The 17485-nt window shown below is 71.7% G+C and carries 16 protein-coding genes and 1 pseudogene; 10 read left to right on the forward strand and 7 right to left on the reverse strand.

All coding sequences use genetic code 11. The features are described 5' to 3' along the window. The first annotated feature begins 15 nt into the window (after positions 1 to 15). Together ACFCY1_RS22595 and ACFCY1_RS22600 are read left to right on the forward strand one after the other, a co-directional pair. Positions 16 to 1011, forward strand: a complete 996-nt coding sequence (locus tag ACFCY1_RS22595) for a TauD/TfdA family dioxygenase (RefSeq protein WP_375875772.1) — start codon at positions 16 to 18, stop codon at positions 1009 to 1011. After that, positions 1008 to 1700, forward strand: coding sequence for a 4'-phosphopantetheinyl transferase (locus ACFCY1_RS22600; protein ID WP_375875773.1), 693 nt, complete (start codon positions 1008 to 1010; stop codon positions 1698 to 1700). Before ACFCY1_RS22595 ends, ACFCY1_RS22600 begins: the two co-directional genes overlap by 4 nt. Positions 1701 to 1920: 220 nt before the next feature. Here ACFCY1_RS22600 and ACFCY1_RS22605 read toward each other — a convergent pair whose 3' ends face one another. From ACFCY1_RS22605 to ACFCY1_RS22615, 3 genes are read right to left on the reverse strand one after another with little or no spacing between them, the layout of a single operon-like run. After that, positions 1921 to 2679, reverse strand: a complete 759-nt coding sequence (locus ACFCY1_RS22605) for a DUF4097 family beta strand repeat-containing protein (RefSeq protein ID WP_375875774.1) — start codon at positions 2677 to 2679, stop codon at positions 1921 to 1923. 4 nt (positions 2680 to 2683) lie between these two features. Next, positions 2684 to 3328 (reverse strand): response regulator, encoded by a 645-nt coding sequence (locus ACFCY1_RS22610; protein ID WP_375875775.1) that lies wholly within the window; start codon positions 3326 to 3328, stop codon positions 2684 to 2686. After that, the gene (locus tag ACFCY1_RS22615; protein WP_375875776.1) at positions 3319 to 4620 is read right to left on the reverse strand and encodes a sensor histidine kinase; all 1302 of its coding nucleotides are present in this window, start codon (positions 4618 to 4620) and stop codon (positions 3319 to 3321) included. The genes ACFCY1_RS22610 and ACFCY1_RS22615 overlap by 10 nt, the downstream gene beginning before the upstream one ends. A gap of 265 nt (positions 4621 to 4885) precedes the next feature. Between ACFCY1_RS22615 and ACFCY1_RS22620 the strand changes: the two genes are divergently transcribed. After that, positions 4886 to 5191, forward strand: coding sequence for a hypothetical protein (locus ACFCY1_RS22620; protein WP_375875778.1), 306 nt, complete (start codon positions 4886 to 4888; stop codon positions 5189 to 5191). Between the two features lie 7 nt (positions 5192 to 5198). Here ACFCY1_RS22620 and ACFCY1_RS22625 read toward each other — a convergent pair whose 3' ends face one another. Both ACFCY1_RS22625 and ACFCY1_RS22630 read right to left on the reverse strand, forming a co-directional pair. Then, positions 5199 to 5924, reverse strand: coding sequence for a BTAD domain-containing putative transcriptional regulator (locus ACFCY1_RS22625; protein ID WP_375875779.1), 726 nt, complete (start codon positions 5922 to 5924; stop codon positions 5199 to 5201). A 204-nt stretch (positions 5925 to 6128) separates the two neighbouring features. Further along, the gene (locus ACFCY1_RS22630) at positions 6129 to 7307 is read right to left on the reverse strand and encodes an IS701 family transposase (RefSeq protein WP_375875780.1); all 1179 of its coding nucleotides are present in this window, start codon (positions 7305 to 7307) and stop codon (positions 6129 to 6131) included. Between the two features lie 276 nt (positions 7308 to 7583). Here ACFCY1_RS22630 and ACFCY1_RS22635 point away from each other — a divergent pair, with 276 nt between their 5' ends. Then, positions 7584 to 8153: a TetR family transcriptional regulator gene (locus ACFCY1_RS22635; protein WP_375875781.1), complete on the forward strand. Its 570-nt coding sequence runs from the start codon at positions 7584 to 7586 to the stop codon at positions 8151 to 8153. A gap of 31 nt (positions 8154 to 8184) precedes the next feature. Here ACFCY1_RS22635 and ACFCY1_RS22640 read toward each other — a convergent pair whose 3' ends face one another. Continuing rightward, a complete protein-coding gene (locus tag ACFCY1_RS22640) occupies positions 8185 to 9168 on the reverse strand; it encodes an NAD-dependent epimerase/dehydratase family protein (protein WP_375875782.1) in 984 nt (327 codons plus the stop codon). Beyond that, positions 9153 to 9782, reverse strand: coding sequence for a ScbR family autoregulator-binding transcription factor (locus ACFCY1_RS22645; protein ID WP_375875783.1), 630 nt, complete (start codon positions 9780 to 9782; stop codon positions 9153 to 9155). Before ACFCY1_RS22645 ends, ACFCY1_RS22640 begins: the two co-directional genes overlap by 16 nt. 106 nt (positions 9783 to 9888) lie before the next feature. Between ACFCY1_RS22645 and ACFCY1_RS22650 the strand changes: the two genes are divergently transcribed. The 6 genes and pseudogenes from ACFCY1_RS22650 (at position 9889) to ACFCY1_RS22675 (ending at position 17381) form a co-directional block, all read left to right on the forward strand. Then, positions 9889 to 10836: a ScbA/BarX family gamma-butyrolactone biosynthesis protein gene (locus ACFCY1_RS22650; protein ID WP_375875784.1), complete on the forward strand. Its 948-nt coding sequence runs from the start codon at positions 9889 to 9891 to the stop codon at positions 10834 to 10836. A 313-nt stretch (positions 10837 to 11149) separates the two neighbouring features. Continuing rightward, positions 11150 to 12916: a hypothetical protein gene (locus tag ACFCY1_RS22655; protein WP_375875785.1), complete on the forward strand. Its 1767-nt coding sequence runs from the start codon at positions 11150 to 11152 to the stop codon at positions 12914 to 12916. A gap of 552 nt (positions 12917 to 13468) precedes the next feature. Continuing rightward, entirely contained in the window at positions 13469 to 14572 is a 1104-nt protein-coding gene (locus ACFCY1_RS22660; RefSeq protein ID WP_375875786.1) for a bifunctional DNA primase/polymerase, read from the forward strand. Beyond that, complete coding sequence (locus ACFCY1_RS22665; RefSeq protein WP_375875787.1) at positions 14569 to 16203, forward strand: phage/plasmid primase, P4 family; 1635 nt, start codon at positions 14569 to 14571, stop codon at positions 16201 to 16203. The genes ACFCY1_RS22660 and ACFCY1_RS22665 overlap by 4 nt, the downstream gene beginning before the upstream one ends. After that, a complete protein-coding gene (locus ACFCY1_RS22670) occupies positions 16200 to 16604 on the forward strand; it encodes a DUF6009 family protein (protein ID WP_331768794.1) in 405 nt (134 codons plus the stop codon). Before ACFCY1_RS22665 ends, ACFCY1_RS22670 begins: the two co-directional genes overlap by 4 nt. Positions 16605 to 16829: 225 nt before the next feature. Beyond that, positions 16830 to 17381: pseudogene (locus tag ACFCY1_RS22675) on the forward strand (isocitrate lyase/phosphoenolpyruvate mutase family protein). The last annotated feature ends 104 nt before the right edge of the window (positions 17382 to 17485 follow it).

Genomic DNA, 17485 nt, shown 5'->3' on the forward strand with positions numbered 1-17485 from the left:
AGAAGAGGAAACCCCATGACCACACTGCTGCCTGAACCGGTTCTGGCGCCCGCCGACAACCGGCTCACGCTGACGCTGTCCGAGCAGGAGCGGCGCGAGGTCGCGCTGCTGGCGACGCAACTGGCCTACACCGCGCCGCGGCTGATCGACGACCCCGTGTGGGTGGAGGCGGCACGGGAGCTCTCGTGCCGGCTGCCGCACCGCCTGCAGGAGGTGATCCGCGCCTACCGCCACGACCCCGGCGAGGACGGCATCCTCGCGCTGCGCAACCTGCCGGTCGTCGAGGAGGAGCTGCCGTTCACCCCGGCCGTACCGGACTCGGTCGAGCGCGAGGCAGCCGTGCCGGCCGCGATCGCCGCACTCGTCGCGCTCAACCTCGGGGAGATCGTCGCCTACCGCGAGGAGAAGTTCGGCGCCCTCGTCCAGAACGTCGTGCCCGTTCCCGGCCGGGAGACCTCGCAGAGCAACGCCGGCTCCGTCCCGCTCGAACTCCACGTGGAGAACGCGTTCCACCCGCACCGCCCCGACTTCGTCGGACTGCTGTGCCTGCGCAACGACCGCACCCGCACCGCCGGCACGCTCGTCACCTCGGTGCGCAACACCCTGGGCCTGCTGCCCGAGCACGTCGTCGAGGTGCTGGGCCAGCCGCGCTTCCGCACGTCCCCGCCGCCGTCCTTCGGCAGCGGGGACTCCGGCCCGGTGCACCCGGTGTTCAGCGGCAGCCCCGCGGACCCCAACGTCCGCGTCGACTTCCACGCCACCGAGGCGCTGGACGAGGAGGCCGGGTCCGCCCTGACCGCGCTGCGCGACGCCTTCCTGCGGACCGCGCGCACGCTCGTCCTCCAGCAGGGCGAGATGGCCTTCGTCGACAACCGGGTCACCCTCCACGGACGCACCGCGTTCGAGCCGAGCTACGACGGCTTCGACCGCTGGCTGCACCGCACCTTCGTGAACCTGGACAACCGCCGCACCCGCGGACGGCGGCCCGGCAACGGCAGCGTCCTGGTGTGAGCGGCGGCGCGCTGGTCGCGGACCTGTTCTCCCCGCCGGTCGAGGTCGCGGAGGCGTTCGCCGACCTCGACGGGGTCCCGCTCTTCCCCGAGGAGCGGGCGGTGCTCACGCACGCCGTGCGGCGCCGGCGCCGGGAGTTCGCCACCGTCCGCGCCTGCGCCCGAACCGCGCTGGCACGGCTGGGGACGCCCCCGGCGGCTCTGGTGCCGGGGCCGTCCGGCGCCCCGTCCTGGCCGCCCGGCTTTGTCGGCTCCATGACCCACTGCCCCGGGTACCGGGCCGCCGCGGTGGCACCCGCGGCCACGGTGGCCTCCCTGGGCCTGGACGCCGAACCCGACGAACCGCTGCCCTTCAAGCTGGGGATGGTGGCGGTCGAGGAGGAGCGGTCGATGGTGGCGGCCCTCCTCGACCGCCGCCCCGACGTGCGCTGGGACCGACTGCTGTTCAGCGCCAAGGAGAGCGTCTACAAGGCCTGGTACCCACTGACCGGCAACTGGCTGGACTTCGACCAGGCCGTCATCACCTTCGAGGCCGACTCCCCGGTCTTCACGGCCCGTCTGCTGGTACCGGGCCCCGTCGTGTCGGGTGTGCGGCTGGCCGGCTTCGAGGGGGCCTGGTCCGCCTGCCGCGGACTCCTGGTGACGGCGGTCACCGTCCCCGCCGACCCGGCACTCGCCGGGAGCGGTTGAACACCCACTGCTCGACACCCACTGCTCGACACCCTGCCCGTCACGACGCCTCCGGCCGCCGCTCCCCGCGCGGACCGGGGGCGTCCGTGTGTCCCCGGGAAGGGTGGTGACGGAGCCCAGACCACCGGGGGTAATGGTCTGGGCTCCGTCCGGACCGCCACCGGCTCCGGCGGCCGCGAGAACGGCGGTCGCCGTGCTGCTCACCGGTGGCGGCGGTCTCTCAGCGGTGGATGTCGATACCGCCGCTGTTGGTCTTCACCATGACGCTGTGCTTGGAGTTCCGGTCGATCGGCAGGTCGATCTTCGGGGAGCTGTTCGCGCTCTGCGCCTGGATGTAGTAGTCCGAGGACGGCAGGGTGATGTCCACGCCACCGTCGTGGGTGGTCACGTTCGCCGTGGTCGGGGCGGCGCGGAAGGCGGCCCGGACCTCGCCGTCCTTCGACGTCGCGTCCATCGTGTCCGAGCCCGCGCCTGCCACCTTGATCTGGCCGCTGCCGCTCTTCAGGGTCAGCGGGCCGGAGGGGTTGGTGAGGTCGATGGCGCCCGAGCGGGTGGTGATGTCGAGGCTGCCGGCCAGGTCGTGCCCGGTGGTCCAGGAGTCACCGGAGGACACCTTCGCCGCGAGCTGGGCGGGCAGCGTGATGTCGAGCTTGATGTCGCAGTCGCCCGAGCACGACTGCGAGACGGTGATGGTCCCGCCGGACGTACTGGTGGTGACGGTCGGCGGGCTGTCGGTGTACTTGCCGGTCGCCGTGACGTGCACCGCGGAGTCGTTGCTGGGGCTCAGTGAGACACCCGCGTTGGCCGCGTTGACGGTCAGCAGCGTGACGGAGGCGGCGTCGGCCTGGTCGGTCTGGGAAAAGTCCTTTTGACCGGGCAGCACCTTGAGCATCGTCCAGGCGCCCGCCCCGATGACGACGAGCAGGACGAGCAGCGCGGTACCCGTGATGAGTGACTTGTTGTTCTTGCCAGAGGACATGCTTTCAAGCTCCCAAGTAGCGTAGGACAGCCAGGACCCGGCGGTTCTCGCCGTCCTCCGGGTGCAGGCCGAACTTCGTGAAGATGTTGCTGATGTGCTTTTCGACTGCGGCGGGCCCGACGACCAGCTGGGCGGCGATCCCCGAGTTGGAGCGGCCTTCCGCCATGGCGGACAGCACGTCCTTCTCCCGGGGGGACAGCGAGCTCAGCGGGTCCTTCCTGCGGCTGCGGGCCAGCATCTGCTTGACGACCTCGGGGTCCAGCACGGTGTCCCCCGACAGCACCCGCTTCAGCGCGCCGACGAACTCGTCGACGTCCGAGACGCGGTCCTTCAGGAGGTAGCCGACTCCCTGCCCGTCGTCGCCGATCAGGTCGACGGCGTAGCTCTGCTCGACGTACGCGGACAGCACGAGCACCCCGACATCCGGCCACCGGTTGCGGATCACCAGCGCGGCGCGCAGGCCCTCGTCCACGAAGGTCGGCGGCATCCGCACGTCGACCACGCACACGTCGGGCCGGTGTGTGGCCACCGCCCGCAGCAGGCCCTCTCCGTCACCGACCGCCGCCAGGACCTCGATGCCCTGTTCCTCGAGGAGGAGCACCATGCCCTGCCGCAGCAGTGCGGAATCCTCGGCGATCACTACACGCATTGCATTTCCACCTCGATCGTGGTCGGTCCGCCCACCGGGCTCGTGACCGTCAGCTTTCCGTCCAGCCCGGCCACCCGGTCCGCCAGACCGGTGAGGCCGCTGCCCCGGGCGGGATCGGCACCACCGATCCCGTCGTCGCCGATCGCGACCATCAGCCGGTCGCCGATCCGCCGCACCAGCACCCAGGCGCTGGTCGCCGCGGAGTGCTTGCCGACGTTGGCCAGTGCCTCGGTCACCACGAAGTACGCGGCTCCCTCGACGGTGGCGGACGGCCTCGGCTCCACCTCGACGTCGACCGTCACCGGGATCGGCGAGCGGGCGGCCACCGCGGAGAGCGCGGCGTCCAGGCCCCGGTCGGTGAGCACCGGCGGGTGCAGGCCCCGGGTCAGGTCCCGCAGCTCGACGATGGCCTGGCGGGCCTCGTCGCGAGCACTGTCGACCAGTTCCGCAGTGGCCTCCTGGCCGGAACCCTTGAGCCGGGAGCTGACCCGTCCCAGGGTCATCGCCATGGCGACCAGCCGCTGCTGCGCACCGTCGTGCAGATCCCGCTCGATGCGCCGGCGTTCGGCCTCCGCCGCGTCCATGGCCCTGGCCCGGCTCTGCGTCAGGTACTCGACCCGGCGGGTGAGCTCCACGTCCCGCCCCGGGGCGAGCAGGGACCGGGCGATGCCCGTGTCCATGGCCAGCAGGGCGCGCACCGCGACCGGTGACACCGTAGCACCGAGGATCAGGCCCGCCATCGCGACCGCCAGGGCGGTCAGCGGATTGTCGACGACCAGCGGGCCGATCGCCGCCTGTCCGTTCGGCAGGCCGAAGTAGTAGAAGGGCAGCAGCGCCAGCATCACCGGGCCGGCCCACAGGAGCGCCACCGCGAAGAAGTTCAGCAGCGACACCGGCATCAGCAGGGTGAAGTACGCGGCCTGCCGCCAGACCGGCTCGCTGCCGAGGACCGAGGCCGTGGAATGCAGCGGACGCATCGACAGCTCGGGGGCCTGCTGCCCGGCGATCTCCACTCCGGTGAGCATGGCGAACCTGCCGCGTTCGACCCGCGCCAACCGGTGCAGCGCCCATCCGGCGCCGACCACGAGGGGGATTCCGGTGAGGGCGACGGGCAGCAGCACGATGCCGGTCGCCAGCAGCGCCAGGACGGCGAAGCCGGCCAGCGCCATGACCCCGTCGGTGGCCAGGTGCGCGGACGCCAGCCACAGTTCGGGGGTGCGCAGTGCCCTGAGGGGGTTGTGCGACAGGCCCCGGCTCCCGGGTACGGCCGTCGGCCTCGGGTTGTCCATCATCAGTTCTCAGCCCCGTCGTCCGTCGGGGCCGGCCCATCGGCGCTTCTGCTCGTCCACGGCCGGCCCACACTCCTTGCTCATCCATCTGCTGAACTCCGGGAAACAGTAGGTGTGGGGGCCGCGTCGGCGGCACAAGGGCAACCCACGGACATGGGGTAGGGAAAACCCACCGCGGGCCCGTGGGTCTCCATGACTGCCCGCGGTGACCGCGACCGGCAGAGTTGTGGACGTACCGACCAACCAGCCGAGAACGGGAAACAGGCCGATGATGACGACCGCTCAGACGTCGCGTGGTGATCTCAACGACAAGTTCGGCGACCTGATCGACGACCGCGTCGCGGAGGCGGTCGACGCGCTGCTCGACGACAGCCTCGACGCGGCGGTCGCCGGGCGGCTCGGCCGGTACCGCCGCCGGTCCTGGCTGCTGATGGTCGTGCTGGTCGCGATCGTGTCCGGGCTGTCCGTGGCACTGGTGGACAGCCCCGGCCCGCTGGCGGCGATGTGGGTGGCGGCCGCAGTCATCTGCGCCTGCCAGGCGCACGTCTGCCGGCCGTACGGTTCGTGGCGGTAGGCGGTCATCAGGCCGCGTCGCCGAGTTCGGGGCGGCCCATCAGGATCCCCTGGTAGACCTCGCGCAGTTGGATGCCCGGGTCCACGCCGAGTTCCTCGGCCAGGAGCCGGCGTCCCTGGTGGTAGAGGGCGATGGCTTCCGACTGGCGGCCGCAGCGGTGCAGGACGAGCATCAGCTGCGCCCTCACCCGTTCTCGGAACGGGTACTTGGCCACCAGCCGGAACAGGTCGGGCACCACGTCCTCGTAGAGTCCCAGGGCCAGGTTCGCCTCGATCTGCCCCTCCATGCTCACCACCCTCGCCTCCGTCAGCGCGGCGGCCTCCTCGCTGAGCAGGTACTCGGTGGTGTCGGTGAGCACCGGTCCGCTCTGCAGGTCGAGGGCATCGGTGAAGTACCGCGAGGCCAGCCGGTACCGGCGGTTGGCAAGGGCGGACCGCCCCTGTGCGGAGAGCTGGGTGAACTGCTTCCAGTCGAACATCGCCGCGCCGATGGACATCGCGTAACCCTGGCCCTGGCGGGCGATGTTGGCGTGTCCGGCGAAGGCCTTCCGCAACCGCGAAATGTACGTGTAGATCTGCGCGTCGCTGGTTCTCGGCGGCCGGTCGCGCCACAGCACGTAGCTCAGTCTGTCATCGCTGACGACCTGCTCCCCCGCCAGCAACAGCGCGCTGAGCACCGTCTTGGGCTTGGTCCCTCCGAGATGGACCTCCTGCCCGCCGACGCGGACGCCCACTGGTCCCAGGATGCGGAATTCCACTGCCGTTGACACGCAACGTCCCCCATGCCGTAGCGACGGGTCTCGTGGACCCGTGATCCTGACCGGGCGATCGTGCGCCCGACCCTCAAATCATAAAGAACATTCGCTATGTTTTCAGAGCCCGGAGGCGCACATCCCGCGACTTCGGGAAGTCACCGGGCCCCGGCCGCACCCGCCGGCTCACCCTGCCGCTGCCAGCGCCTGCGCGGCGACGCCCCGGCCGAGCCGCTGGTAGGCGTAGGAGGCGGACACCATCGTCATGTGGTGGTGCCAGCCCGGGAACGAGCGCCCCTCGAAGTCGGTCAGCCCGAAGTCGGCCTCCAGCCGGGCCGTCGTGCGCTGCGCCACCGCGTGATGGAGCGTCAGGTCGCAGAGGTTCTCCGGCCGGGCGTGGGTCAGGTTGGTCAGCCACAGCCGTGCCGGGCCGCGCGAGCCGGGGGTGCGGACGCTGAAGAGCCGGTACTGCCGCGGGCTCCCGGGTGCGTCGGCCAGTCCGACTGTGCCGCCCAGGACGGTCACCACGCGGGCCTGCCCGGCCGGGGAGACCACGGCGCTGCGCCCCGCCGCGTCCGCCCACCCGCCGAACGGCAGGGAGCGGACCTCCGCCACGGCGGGCTGCGCCGCGCCCGCACGCTGCGACTGGACGCCACTGCGGCCGCCGACCGTGACCCGCAGGCCGGCCGGGACCGCGACCACGAAGTCCCGCTTGCGCAGCCCGAGTCCGTGCACCAGCGCCTCGGCCCCGCCCTCGCCGCTGAAGTCGGCCACCACCGGCACGGGAGCGGCCCCGGCCGCCGCCACCGCGTCGACCAGTTCGAGCGCCTGCCGCGCCGCCGAGCAGCGGCCCACGTCGTCGGGGATCCTCGTGCGCTCCCTGCGCTCGGCGTCCTCGGTCCACGAGGACGGCAGCAGCAGTCTCCAGTCGACCGGAACGGCCTCGTCGAGCGTTGCCAGGAAGGCCCCGAGGCCGACCTGGCAGGTGACCGAGCGGCCGCTGGCGGGCACGAAGCGGCGGTGCACTCCGCAGGAGTGCTCGCCCCGCTTGCGGAGCACGGCGGTGTCGATCACCAGCGCCCGGGCGGCAAGGCCCTGCCCCGTCCACCTGGCCAGTTCCGCACGAACCGGGGCCCATTCCCAGGGGCTGCCGTTGATGAACTGGTGCAGCGACTGGAGCACCCTGGGCGCGTCCTCGGCCCCGGCCGCGAGGCGCCGCACCGACTTGCGCCCCGGGGTCTCGAGCATGCCGCGCAGGTAGACGTGCGCCCAGCGGCGCTGGTCCACGCGCGGCAGCGCGTCGAAGATCCTCTCGGCGAACCCCAGGACCGAGACACCGGAGCCCGGCAGTGCGGTTGTGAGCATGACATGACCTCCCCGTGCTCGCACTAGACTGGCGCGCACGGCAAAATAATAGCGAACACCCTCTTTTTTTTGTTGGGGGTACCTTGTCGTACTGACGCATCGTCGGGTGGAGCGCGCCTCCGCGGGCAGCAGCGGTCGGCCGAACCGGCCGGGTTTCCATCGAACCCGGCGCATCTTCGGCAACTCGCGCTTGCCGGGAGGCTCGTGCGCTGCGCAGTCTTGCTACTGGCTAACGGTCTTGGGCTCGGAGAGAGCATGGTGAAGCAGGAGAGGGCGATGCGTACCCGCAACGTCCTTGTACGGGCGGCGGCGTCGCGGTTCGCCCACAACGGTTACGAGGGCACGTCCCTGGTGCAGATCAAGCAGGCGGCCGACCTGTCGATGGGAGCGCTGACGTTCCACTTCAAGACCAAGGGCGAACTGGCCGACGCGGTGGCGGAGAGAGGCAGGTTCGCGGTGCAGGGCACTCTGGAGCGGGTGACAGCGCTGCCGGCCCCGCCGCTGGACCTGCTCACCAACCTGACGGTCGAACTGTCCCGCCTCCTGGAGAAGGACGTCTTCGTCCAGGCGACGGCGCGGCTGGGACGCGAGCGGTCGGACTCGCCCAACTGGTCGACGTTCTGGCTTCCCGAGATCAAGCGGCTGGCCGAACTGGCGCACGAGAACGTGGAGTTGCTCCCTCCCGCGGCGCCCGACGACGTCACGGCCCTGGCCCGGATGCTCGTCGCGGGCGCCGAGACCCTGATCCGGGACGACGGGCCCGACGCGTCCCCCGAGGCCGTCACCGCCGAGCTGACGCGGGTGTGGCGCCTCGTCCGGCCGCGGATCTCCGACCCCGGCCGGTGAGGCGTCCTCCCGGGTACCCGGGAGGACGGGATCAGCCAGACCGGAGCGCCGCCAGGTGCGAGCGGTACCACCGCGCCGCCTCCCCGATCCGGACCAGGGGGCCCGGGCCCGGCCGGCATCCGGCCGTGGTCCACACCTCCTCGGACCGGTACCAGTGATCGCTTGCCAGCAGCGCGAACTGACGCTCGCTCACGCGCCCGGGTACCTCCTCCAGGCGCCGCACGCACTCGGCCCAGCCGAGGTCCCGCTCGACCCCCGGCAGGACCCCGTGTCCGGCCAGCACCGCCATCAGGTCCCGGTTGCGCACCGGCACCGGATGACTGGCGTGGAACACCTCGCCGGCCCCTGGGGCGGGCCGGGCGGCGAGGTCGGTGACCAGCCGGGCGAGGTCGGTCACGCCGACCATCGACAGCAGGCCCCGCCCGCCGTCCCAGCGCGCGGGCACCCGCTCGACGAGCTCGGCCAGCGCGGCCACCACCCAGCGGTCCCCCGGGCCCACGATCAGTCCCGGCCGCAGCACCGTCGCCCCGGCCGCCAACGCGGGCCGCTCGGCGGCGAGTCGGGTCCGGCTGGCCGCCGAGACCGGAGCGGGATCGAGTTCACCGATCGCGGCGCCCCGGTGCGGCCCCGGCCCGTAGACCGCCGCCGTGGAGAGGTGCACGATCCGCCCCACCCCGGCCCGTACGGCCTCGGCCATCAGCGCCTCGGTCCCGGCGACGTTGACCGCGGCGCACTCGGACTCGTCCGGGCTCAGCGACGCGGCCAGGTGCAGCAGCACGTCCGCCCCCTCGCAGGCCCCGCGCAGCGAGGCCGGGTCCGCCAGGTCCGCGGCGAACCACTCGCCGTCGGCCTCGGCCGCAGGGCGCCTGCCGACCGTCCGGACGACCGTCCGTGACGCGGCGGCATCCGACCGGTCCCCCGCACGCCGGCCCCGGAGTTCGCGCAGCACCGCCGAACCGACGAAGCCGGTGGCACCGGTCAGCACGACGCGACGCGCCGTTACGCCTTGGCCCACTCGGCCTCCTCCACCCGGGCCCGAAGGCGCGCATGCGCCTCCGGGGTGGCGACCGCCGGCAGCAGGTAGCGCCACAGCGCGGCCACGCGGTGGGCGAGGTCCTCCCGCCCGGTCGCGATCTGCGAGAAGAGCTGGGTGCCGCTGTAGGAGCCCACGACCACCTGGGCGAACTCCTTCTCGTCCACGTCGGGCAGCAGCTCGCCGCGGCCTCGCGCCACCAGCAGCTGCTCGTGGAACTGGTCCACCCACTGCTCGTACGGGGTCGCGTCCTGCAGGCCGATCTCCCCCTGCTCGACGGCGAGCCGGACACCGGCCCGGAACACGACGTTGCGCCGCAGCTCCCGGGCGACGTGGAAGGTGATGTCGATGATCCGCTGCAGCCCCTCCTCCCCCGCCGGGATCTCCACGTGGTCCTGCTGGCTGTTCATCACGGCCAGGGCGAGGCCCTGCTTCGACTTGAAGTGGAAGTACATCCCGCCCTGGGTCACGCCGGCGCGATCCATGATCTTGCTGATGCTCGCACCGCTGAAGCCGCACTCGTCGAACACCTCCGCCGCCGAACGCAGGATCACCTCCCGCGTCCTCAGCGCCCGTTCCTGCTTGGGTTCCGCCATCAGTCCTCCCGCCCTCGGTCGACAAACATAACGAACACCCTTTATTTTACATCCGGCCCCGGTCATTGCCGTCCGGAGGCCTTGGTTTGCTTAGGGGGAGGCAATCATGCTGCTCGAACAGGTGCGTCCGGTCACGGCCACAGGTCCCGTCCTCACGACCACGGTGGCCCGCGAGTACGTCCACCGTGCCGCGTTCTCCGAGGTGTTCCTCAGCGGCTGGCGCAGCACCGGCCAGGACACCTTCGTCGTCACCGCCCAGTGGCCGCGCAGCCACAGCTTCTACCTCTCGGAGCACGGACTGCACGATCCGCTGATGCTCTGCGAGACGGTCCGGCAGACCCTGCTGCTCCTGACGCACACCGCCTACGGCGTCCCCTTCGGACACCAGATGAGCTGGTCGCACTTCTCCTACGAGCTCAGCCCCGGCGCCCCGGCCATGTCCATCACGAACGCCCCCGCCGAGATCGAACTCCACGTGACGGCCTCGGAGATCAGCTACCGCCGCTCGGTCCCGGTGGCCATGACCATGGACTTCCAGGTCCTTCGCGACGGCGTCCCGCTGGCCACGGCCAGCACCCGTTTCGGCACCCACGCGCCCGCGCTCTACCAGCGGTTGCGCACCGGCCGCGGTGACGTCGAGCGCATGTTCGCCGACGCGCCCGCCCCCACCACGCCCGTCACCCCGAGCACCGTCGGCCGCGACCGGGCCCGGGACGTCGTGCTCACCCCCACCGACCAGTCCGGCAGGTGGCAGCTCAGGGTCGACACCGCGCACCCCGTGCTGTTCGACCACCCCGTCGACCACGTTCCCGGCATGGTCCTGCTGGAGGCCGCACGCCAGGCCCTCCACTCACTGGAGCCGGGCAGGAGCGGAACCGTCCCCGTCTCGATGGACGCCGTGTTCCACCGCTACGTCGAGTTCGACAGCCCCTGCTGGATCAAGACCACCTCCAACGCCCCGCATTCCGGCGAAGGGCGCTGTGTGAACGTCACGGCCTGGCAGAACGAGCGTCTCGCGTTCTTCGCCAAGGTCGCGACCGCCCCGCTCGCCTGACAGTCCGCAGAAACGGGGCGGCGGCGGCCCCCGCCACGGGTGGCCGCCGCCCCGACGACCGCGTTTCAGGCGCTGCCAGGCACCTGGAACGCGGTCCAGAGATCAAACCGCCCACCGAGCGCCAACTCAGTGGGCCGAGCCCGTCCGGGCGCCAACCCGGACAACAACGAGGTTCTGCCGAACCGAAGCCGATGAAGGCTTCTGCCTCCCGATACGGAGACATCCACATGACACGAACACAGGGACCGTGCCGCCCGACTGGAGTGATCCAACTCCCGTACGGGCCAGACATGCCACATGTACAGGCAATATAATGAAGCAAAATCCACGCGATTTCCAGCCGTCGCACGATATCGCCGCCTGGAACGGGCTGCCCCCGCGACAGCGCCGGCAACGGGTCAAAGTCCCCATCCGCATCGTGGAGTCCCCGTTCTACGCGGACGCGGCGCTCAGCGTCTACGTCAAGATCAAGGCACTCGCCCAGCGCCCCGAAGGCTGCACCGCCGGCGCCCGCACCCTCGCGTCCTACCTCGGGCTGTCGAAGTCCACCGTCGAACGCGGCATCTCCCAGCTCCGCTCCAGCGCGCCCGACGGCGTGATCGAACTGCCGGAGAACACCCGCCGCTCCATGCCCGGCGGCTGGGGCACCACCTGCCTGCGCCGGGTGCGGCCGATGACGTCCTCGGAGCGCTTCGTCTGGCTGCCCGTCGCCGCCTGCGAGGACCTCACACCGCGCCAACTGCGCGCGTACGCCGCCATCGCCTACGCCGTGGCCCTGAAGATCGCCCTGACCGAGGCCGAGCTCGCCGGCTACCTGCGCCACCACACGGGCAGCCGCGCGGGCAGCCCGATCACCACGGAAGCCGCCGGGAAGGTGATCGACGGCCTGGAGGCCACCGGCTGGATCACCGTCGAGCGCCGCGCCGGCACCCAGGGCCGGCACCTCTTCACCCTCGCCACGGTCGAACCGGAACCCCGCCCCGGCGACCCGTTCGACCTCTTCGCCACACCCGCGTCTCCTGTTGTTGGTGACGGATCGGGTCCCCGCGTTGATGACGGATCGCTCGCGTACAGAGAAGACCCTATGACTGACCGACCCGAGGACGAACGTCCGCTTGTCCCACCCGCCGGAGGCGAGATACCGGTAGGTGGGTCGGTGCCTGGCCGCCCGGCCGTGCACACGGAACCGGTGCCCCCGGGTGAGCCGGTGGCGGCTCGACTGCCGAGCCCGCGTCTCGCGCTCCGCGCGGGGGAGCACCCCGACAGCAACGCCCCCGAACTCACCTACAGCCCCCGCGTCCACGCTGCCCTCGAACCCGTCCGCTGGCTCCTGCCCCGGGCCAACACCTTCACCCAGCGGCTCATCGGCCGCGAGGCCGGCCGCCAGCTGCGCGCGGGCACCGACGACGCGAGGCTTCGAGCCCGCCTGACGGCCCGCCTGGCCGCCACGACGCCATCGGACATCCGGGACGTCGGCCGCTGGCTGCTGGGCGTCGCACTGCCCCGCTGGGGGTGCCCTGACCCCGACTGCGAGACCGGAGTGCTGTGGTCCTCCGGTACTGCGTGCCGGACGTGCCGGGAAGTCATCACCGACCGCCGGGCCGCGTCCCGCCCACCGGTGGTGCCCTCAGCACCCGCCGGCACCGCCCCCACCGGGCCTGACCGCCTCCCGAGGCTCGGCCAGTGCTGTCCCGGCTGTGAACGCCCCCGCCCGGTGGGAACGTCAGGTCTGTGCGGCGGTTGCCGGCATACCCCGAAGGCCACCACCCCCACGGCAGTCCCGGCCGAACGCTGCACCGGCGACGGCAGCGCACGCTGCGACCGGCCCGCGGCGAACGACGGCCTGTGCTGGCGGTGCAGGGTCCGGAGGACGTCTCGGGCCGGTACCGACTCGTTCCCCTCGACTGAGGCAGGGCAGCCGGAACCGGATCCTGCGGCAAGTCGGTACCAGAGTCGCTTCGGTCGCTCGGTCGCTGCCCACGGGGCTTCACCGGTTCCGGTGCCGGCGGCTCGGCAACCCGCGGCAGCGGAACTCCTGGGCAGTCCGCCGGCTCCCCTTCGTCCTCGGCGGAGCTACTGAAGCGACCCAAGCGACCGAACCCGGCACCTTCAGCCGTGCCTGACACGCGCGACACGCCGCCGTTCTGTCCGGAGAGGCTCAGTCGCTTTCAGTCGCTGAGCTTCAGTCGCTGGACAAAACCCCAGGTCAGAACCCATATACTCACCCGATCAGCGACTGAAGCGACTCAGGCTCGGGTATATAAAGACATTCCCGTGTGCGTGTGCGCGTTATAGACCCGGGCTTGAGTCGCTTCAGTCGCTGATGGGCTTGGAAAACGGCTTCTACCTGCGGAAACGTCGGAGCACCGGAACCAGCGACCGAAGCGACTCGGTCGCTGGCCAACGGTTCGGTCGCTCAGTCTTCCCACGGGCTCCGCCGGTTCGGGCTCGTATGTCCTCGCTCGGCTAGTCTGTGTGAGCTATCTTCTGGACTTCGGTCGCTTCAGTCGCTGATCCGGCATCCGCCAGTGCTCTGACCTGGCTTTTTGCCTTCAGCGACTCAGCCGGCGACTCAAGTCCGGGCAGCTACCGAGCTACCGATCAGCTACCGAACCAAGGGGAAGGGACCAGCGTGACGGCGCCGAAGGCCGTGGGGAGCGACCGAGCGGAGCGTCAGCCGGAGGCGCTCGCCGTCGCTCGCTGGTGTGCCGCCCAGGGGTGGCCCGTCCATCCGCTGGCTCCCGGACGCAAGACCCCGCCGGCCAACTGTCAGGCCTGCCAGGACTCCCCGCACTCCCCCACCGAGTGCATCTGCCCCCGGGTGGGTCGCTGGTGCCACGGCTTCCACGCCGCCACCGTCGACCAGGACGTCATCACCGCCTGGTGGCGAGTCAACCCGGACTTCGGTACGGGCGTCGCCTGCGGCCCCGCGGGCCTGGTCGTCATCGATGTCGACAGCCACCCGGGCCCTGTCCCCTCCCGGGACCGGATCCTGCCAGGCATCCCGATCCACGAGCACGTCAACCTCGACGGCCTGGAGAACGGCTACCACACCCTCGCCCTGCTGGCAGCTCTGCGCGGAGCCCCCGACCCGGCCGGGGACACCGCGACCCTGAGGGTGCGAACCCCCTCCGGGGGCCTGCACATCTGGTACCGCGACCAGGCCCACCACCGGTTCGCCTGCTCCGCGGGCTCCTCCGCCGGCCGGGCCCTCGCCTGGCAGGTCGACGTCCGTGCCCACGGCGGCTACATCGTCGCTCCCGTCACGGCGACCGCCAACGGTGTCTACACCCCGCTGCCCGGTGCCACGGTCCCCGCGCCGCTCCCCAGGTGGCTCGCCGAAGAACTCATCCGCACCGGCCACCTCAAGGACCAGCCCGGTACGCACAGCGTCCCCCAGCAGGCCGTCCCCCACCGGGGACGTCAGGCCGTCGTGGCCGCCGGCGGCGGCAAGCGGGGTGCCGATCGGGTCCTCGACACCGTTCTGCAGGACGTCACCGACTGCGCGGGCACGGCCGAAGGGGTCGGGTTCACCGGCAAGCTCAACCGCGCCGCCTTCACCGCCGGAGGCCTGGTCGCCGCCGGGCACCTCACCCACGCGGCCGCCGAGCGGCTGCTCACCGATGCCGCACACACCGCCCGCCCCTCCCAGGACCGGCACAGCTCCGCCGTCATCCGCTCCGGCCTCGCCGCCGGAGCCCGGCAGCCCCTGCACATCGGGAAGGCGCGCGGATGAGCGACAGCACCCGTAAGAGGACGGTCTTCGACCCCGTGGCCGCAGCGCAGCAGATCCTGGAGTACCCGCCGGTCCCGGGTCCCTCGCAGGCCCCCTGGCACGGCACCGCCGTGCAGGAGAGCCTCTTGGAGGAACCTGCCCCCGTGGCGGCCCAGCAGACGCCTGTTCAGGCCGTCCAGGGCCCCTCGACGGCCTCACCGGTCATTCGGTCCACCCCCGCCCCCGCAGGCCCACAGGCGAGCCCGCAGGGCCTCCTGCCGGACTCCCTGTCGGACCGCGGAAACGCCAAGCTCTTCGTCCACCTCTACGGACGCGACTACCGCCACGTCCCGGGACTCGGCTGGTACCGCTGGGCCGCCCACCGTTGGCAGCTCGACGAGGACGACACCGTCCTGTGGGCCGCCGGCGAGATGGCCGAGAGCATCGCCACCCACGACCCCCGCGGCGTCTACACCAACACCGACCTGCGTCGGCACCGCCGCCGTGCCCTGTCCACCTCGGGTATGAACGCCATGCTCGCCCAGGCCAAGTCCGCCCCGGGGATGGTCCTCAACGCGGCTCTCCTGGACGCCGACGCGTACGCCCTGTGCACCCCGAGCGGCGTGGTCGACCTGCGCACCGGCGCCATCGTGCCGCCCGACCCGAAGGTCCACCACCACTCCCGCTCCACCACCCTGGCCCCCGCCCGGATGCCCACCCCGCGCTGGGACCGCTTCCTCACCGACACCTTCGGCGACGACAAGGAAGGCCGCCAGACCCGCGACTTCCTCCACCTGCTGCTCGGCTACTCCATCAGCGGCGACGTCGGCGCCCAGGTCATGCCCTTCCTCTACGGCCAGGGCAAGAACGGCAAGTCCGTCCTGCTCGACGTCATGATCCAGCTCCTCGGCGACTACGCCGACGCGGCCCCGCCCGGCTTCCTCATGGCCAAGACCTTCGACGGCCACCCCACCGACCTCGCCGAGCTCCACGGCCGCCGGATCATCGTCTGCTCCGAGCTCAAGCCCGGCGACCGCTTCGACGAGGCCCGGGTCAAGCTGCTCACCGGCGGGGACAAGATCAAGGCCCGCCGGATGCGCCAGGACTTCTTCTCCTTCGAGCCCACCCACAAGCTCTGGCTGCTCGGCAACCACCGCCCCGAGGTCGGCACCGGCGGCTTCGCCTTCTGGCGGCGCATGCGCCTGATCCCGTTCGAGCGGGTCGTGCCCGAGGAGCGCAAGATCGACAACCTGGCCCACGTCCTCGTCGCCGAGGAGGGGCCCGGGATCCTGGCCTGGCTCATCGAGGGCGCCCGCCGCTACTTCGCCGGGGAGAAGGACCTCGCCGGCCCCCAGGCCGTCCAGACCGCGACCACGGCCTACGCCGAGACCGAGGACCACGTGGGCCGCTTCCTCAAGGAGGCGTGCGTCACAGGCGAGGGCATGCGGGCCGAACAGTCCCAGCTCTTCGGCGCCTACACCCGTTGGTGCGGCTTCGAGGGGGCCAATCCCGTATCCGGGCGTGCCTTCGCCGCACGAGTTCGGGAGACACTGGGTATGACATCTCCCAAGGAGATGGTCCTGTCCAACAGCCGCAAGTACTACCCGGGCATCGGCCTGATCACCGACGACACAGAGGAGCACCACGCGTGAGCGCGCTGATCGACCCGGCCGAGCTCGCCCACGAAACCGACCTCGTCTGGCTGGAGGACACCTCCGACCTCGACTACGTCCGTCAGTCGCTGGACCGCCTCACCACCCGCCGCGGCCGCCCGGCCTACCACCGCGACGGCCGCATGGTCGGCTACGCGATCCTCGGCCCCGACGCCAAGTCCTCGCGCGCCTCCGGCACCTTCCGCCGGCGCGTCTTCTGGCTCCTGCCGCACGACCGCGACCAGGACCCCGAAGGCCTCTACACCACCGGCGCCCCCTCCGAGGCCGTGGACCCGCGCACCGTCGCCCCGGGCGTCAAGGGCTACAAGACCGAGCGCTCCGAAGGCGGCCCGGCCTCCCCCGCCATGCTCGAACTGGGGATAACGCTTCCGAAGGCCTGACAGCCCGGGGGACGCGGTTCATGGGAGAGGGGCGGATCGGAAACGAGCCGCCCCTCTCCCATGAACCGCAGTGAGACCCGGCGGATGAGACTCGGCGGCTCTGCTCACGGGGACGGACGGCGTCTCGTGGCCACGAAGCCTGTCGGTCCGATGCGGCCCGGGCTTGCGCACGTTCGTGTCGTTTTCCCGCCGGACAACGGCCACCCGCTGATTGCCTTGGGGAGCATGTCCAACGCCAGCAAGTCATCGGTCTTCCGTTCCCTCCACACCCCCGTCCGTCCGCTCGCGCTCGCGAACGCCTGGGACGTGGCCAGCGCCCGTGTCATCGAGGCCGCGGGGGCGGCCGCGATCGCCACCACCAGTGCCGGGGTGGCCTGGTCGCTCGGCGCCCCGGACGGGGACCGCGTCCCCCGGGGCCCGGTGCTGGGGCCCCCGCCACCCGGCTGCGGGAGACGCTGGGACGGGCGCGCCGCTACGTGGACGCCGGCGCGGACGGGACCTTCGTCCCCGGTGTCACGGACCCCGGCGTCATCGAGGACCTGGCCGCGGGTCTGACGGTGCCCCTCAACATCATGGCGGGGCCGGGCACCGCGCCCGTGGACGAACTGGGGGGCCCTGGGCGTGGCCCGGGTCAGCCTCGGCTCGGGGGTGGCACAGGCCGCCTACGCCGCCGCACGGCAGGCGGCACTCGACCTGCACCGCGCCGGCGGCTACGACTCCCTCCGGCGGACCATCGACTACCCGGAGCTCAACGGCCTGTTCACCGACACCAGCTGACCAGGCTCCGGCGTACTCGTTGAAGCACTCGGGCGGTACAGATGAGCGTGCTCAGCCGCGTGATGTGTCAGGGCGCATGTCTCCTGGCGCGCTGAGAGCGGAGA

This window comes from Kitasatospora sp. NPDC056273 (assembly GCF_042268845.1).
Taxonomy (GTDB): domain Bacteria; phylum Actinomycetota; class Actinomycetes; order Streptomycetales; family Streptomycetaceae; genus Kitasatospora.

Excerpts from the sequence above, each read along its gene's own strand:
- ACFCY1_RS22595 (WP_375875772.1), top strand. The coding sequence starts at position 16 with ATGACCACACTGCTGCCTGAACCGGTTCTGGCGCCCGCCGACAACCGG.
- ACFCY1_RS22605 (WP_375875774.1), bottom strand. The coding sequence starts at position 2,679 with ATGTCCTCTGGCAAGAACAACAAGTCACTCATCACGGGTACCGCGCTG.
- ACFCY1_RS22610 (WP_375875775.1), bottom strand. The coding sequence starts at position 3,328 with ATGCGTGTAGTGATCGCCGAGGATTCCGCACTGCTGCGGCAGGGCATG.
- ACFCY1_RS22615 (WP_375875776.1), bottom strand. The coding sequence starts at position 4,620 with ATGATGGACAACCCGAGGCCGACGGCCGTACCCGGGAGCCGGGGCCTG.
- ACFCY1_RS22620 (WP_375875778.1), top strand. The coding sequence starts at position 4,886 with ATGATGACGACCGCTCAGACGTCGCGTGGTGATCTCAACGACAAGTTC.
- ACFCY1_RS22630 (WP_375875780.1), bottom strand. The coding sequence starts at position 7,307 with ATGCTCACAACCGCACTGCCGGGCTCCGGTGTCTCGGTCCTGGGGTTC.
- ACFCY1_RS22635 (WP_375875781.1), top strand. The coding sequence starts at position 7,584 with ATGCGTACCCGCAACGTCCTTGTACGGGCGGCGGCGTCGCGGTTCGCC.
- ACFCY1_RS22645 (WP_375875783.1), bottom strand. The coding sequence starts at position 9,782 with ATGGCGGAACCCAAGCAGGAACGGGCGCTGAGGACGCGGGAGGTGATC.
- ACFCY1_RS22650 (WP_375875784.1), top strand. The coding sequence starts at position 9,889 with ATGCTGCTCGAACAGGTGCGTCCGGTCACGGCCACAGGTCCCGTCCTC.
- ACFCY1_RS22655 (WP_375875785.1), top strand. The coding sequence starts at position 11,150 with ATGAAGCAAAATCCACGCGATTTCCAGCCGTCGCACGATATCGCCGCC.
- ACFCY1_RS22665 (WP_375875787.1), top strand. The coding sequence starts at position 14,569 with ATGAGCGACAGCACCCGTAAGAGGACGGTCTTCGACCCCGTGGCCGCA.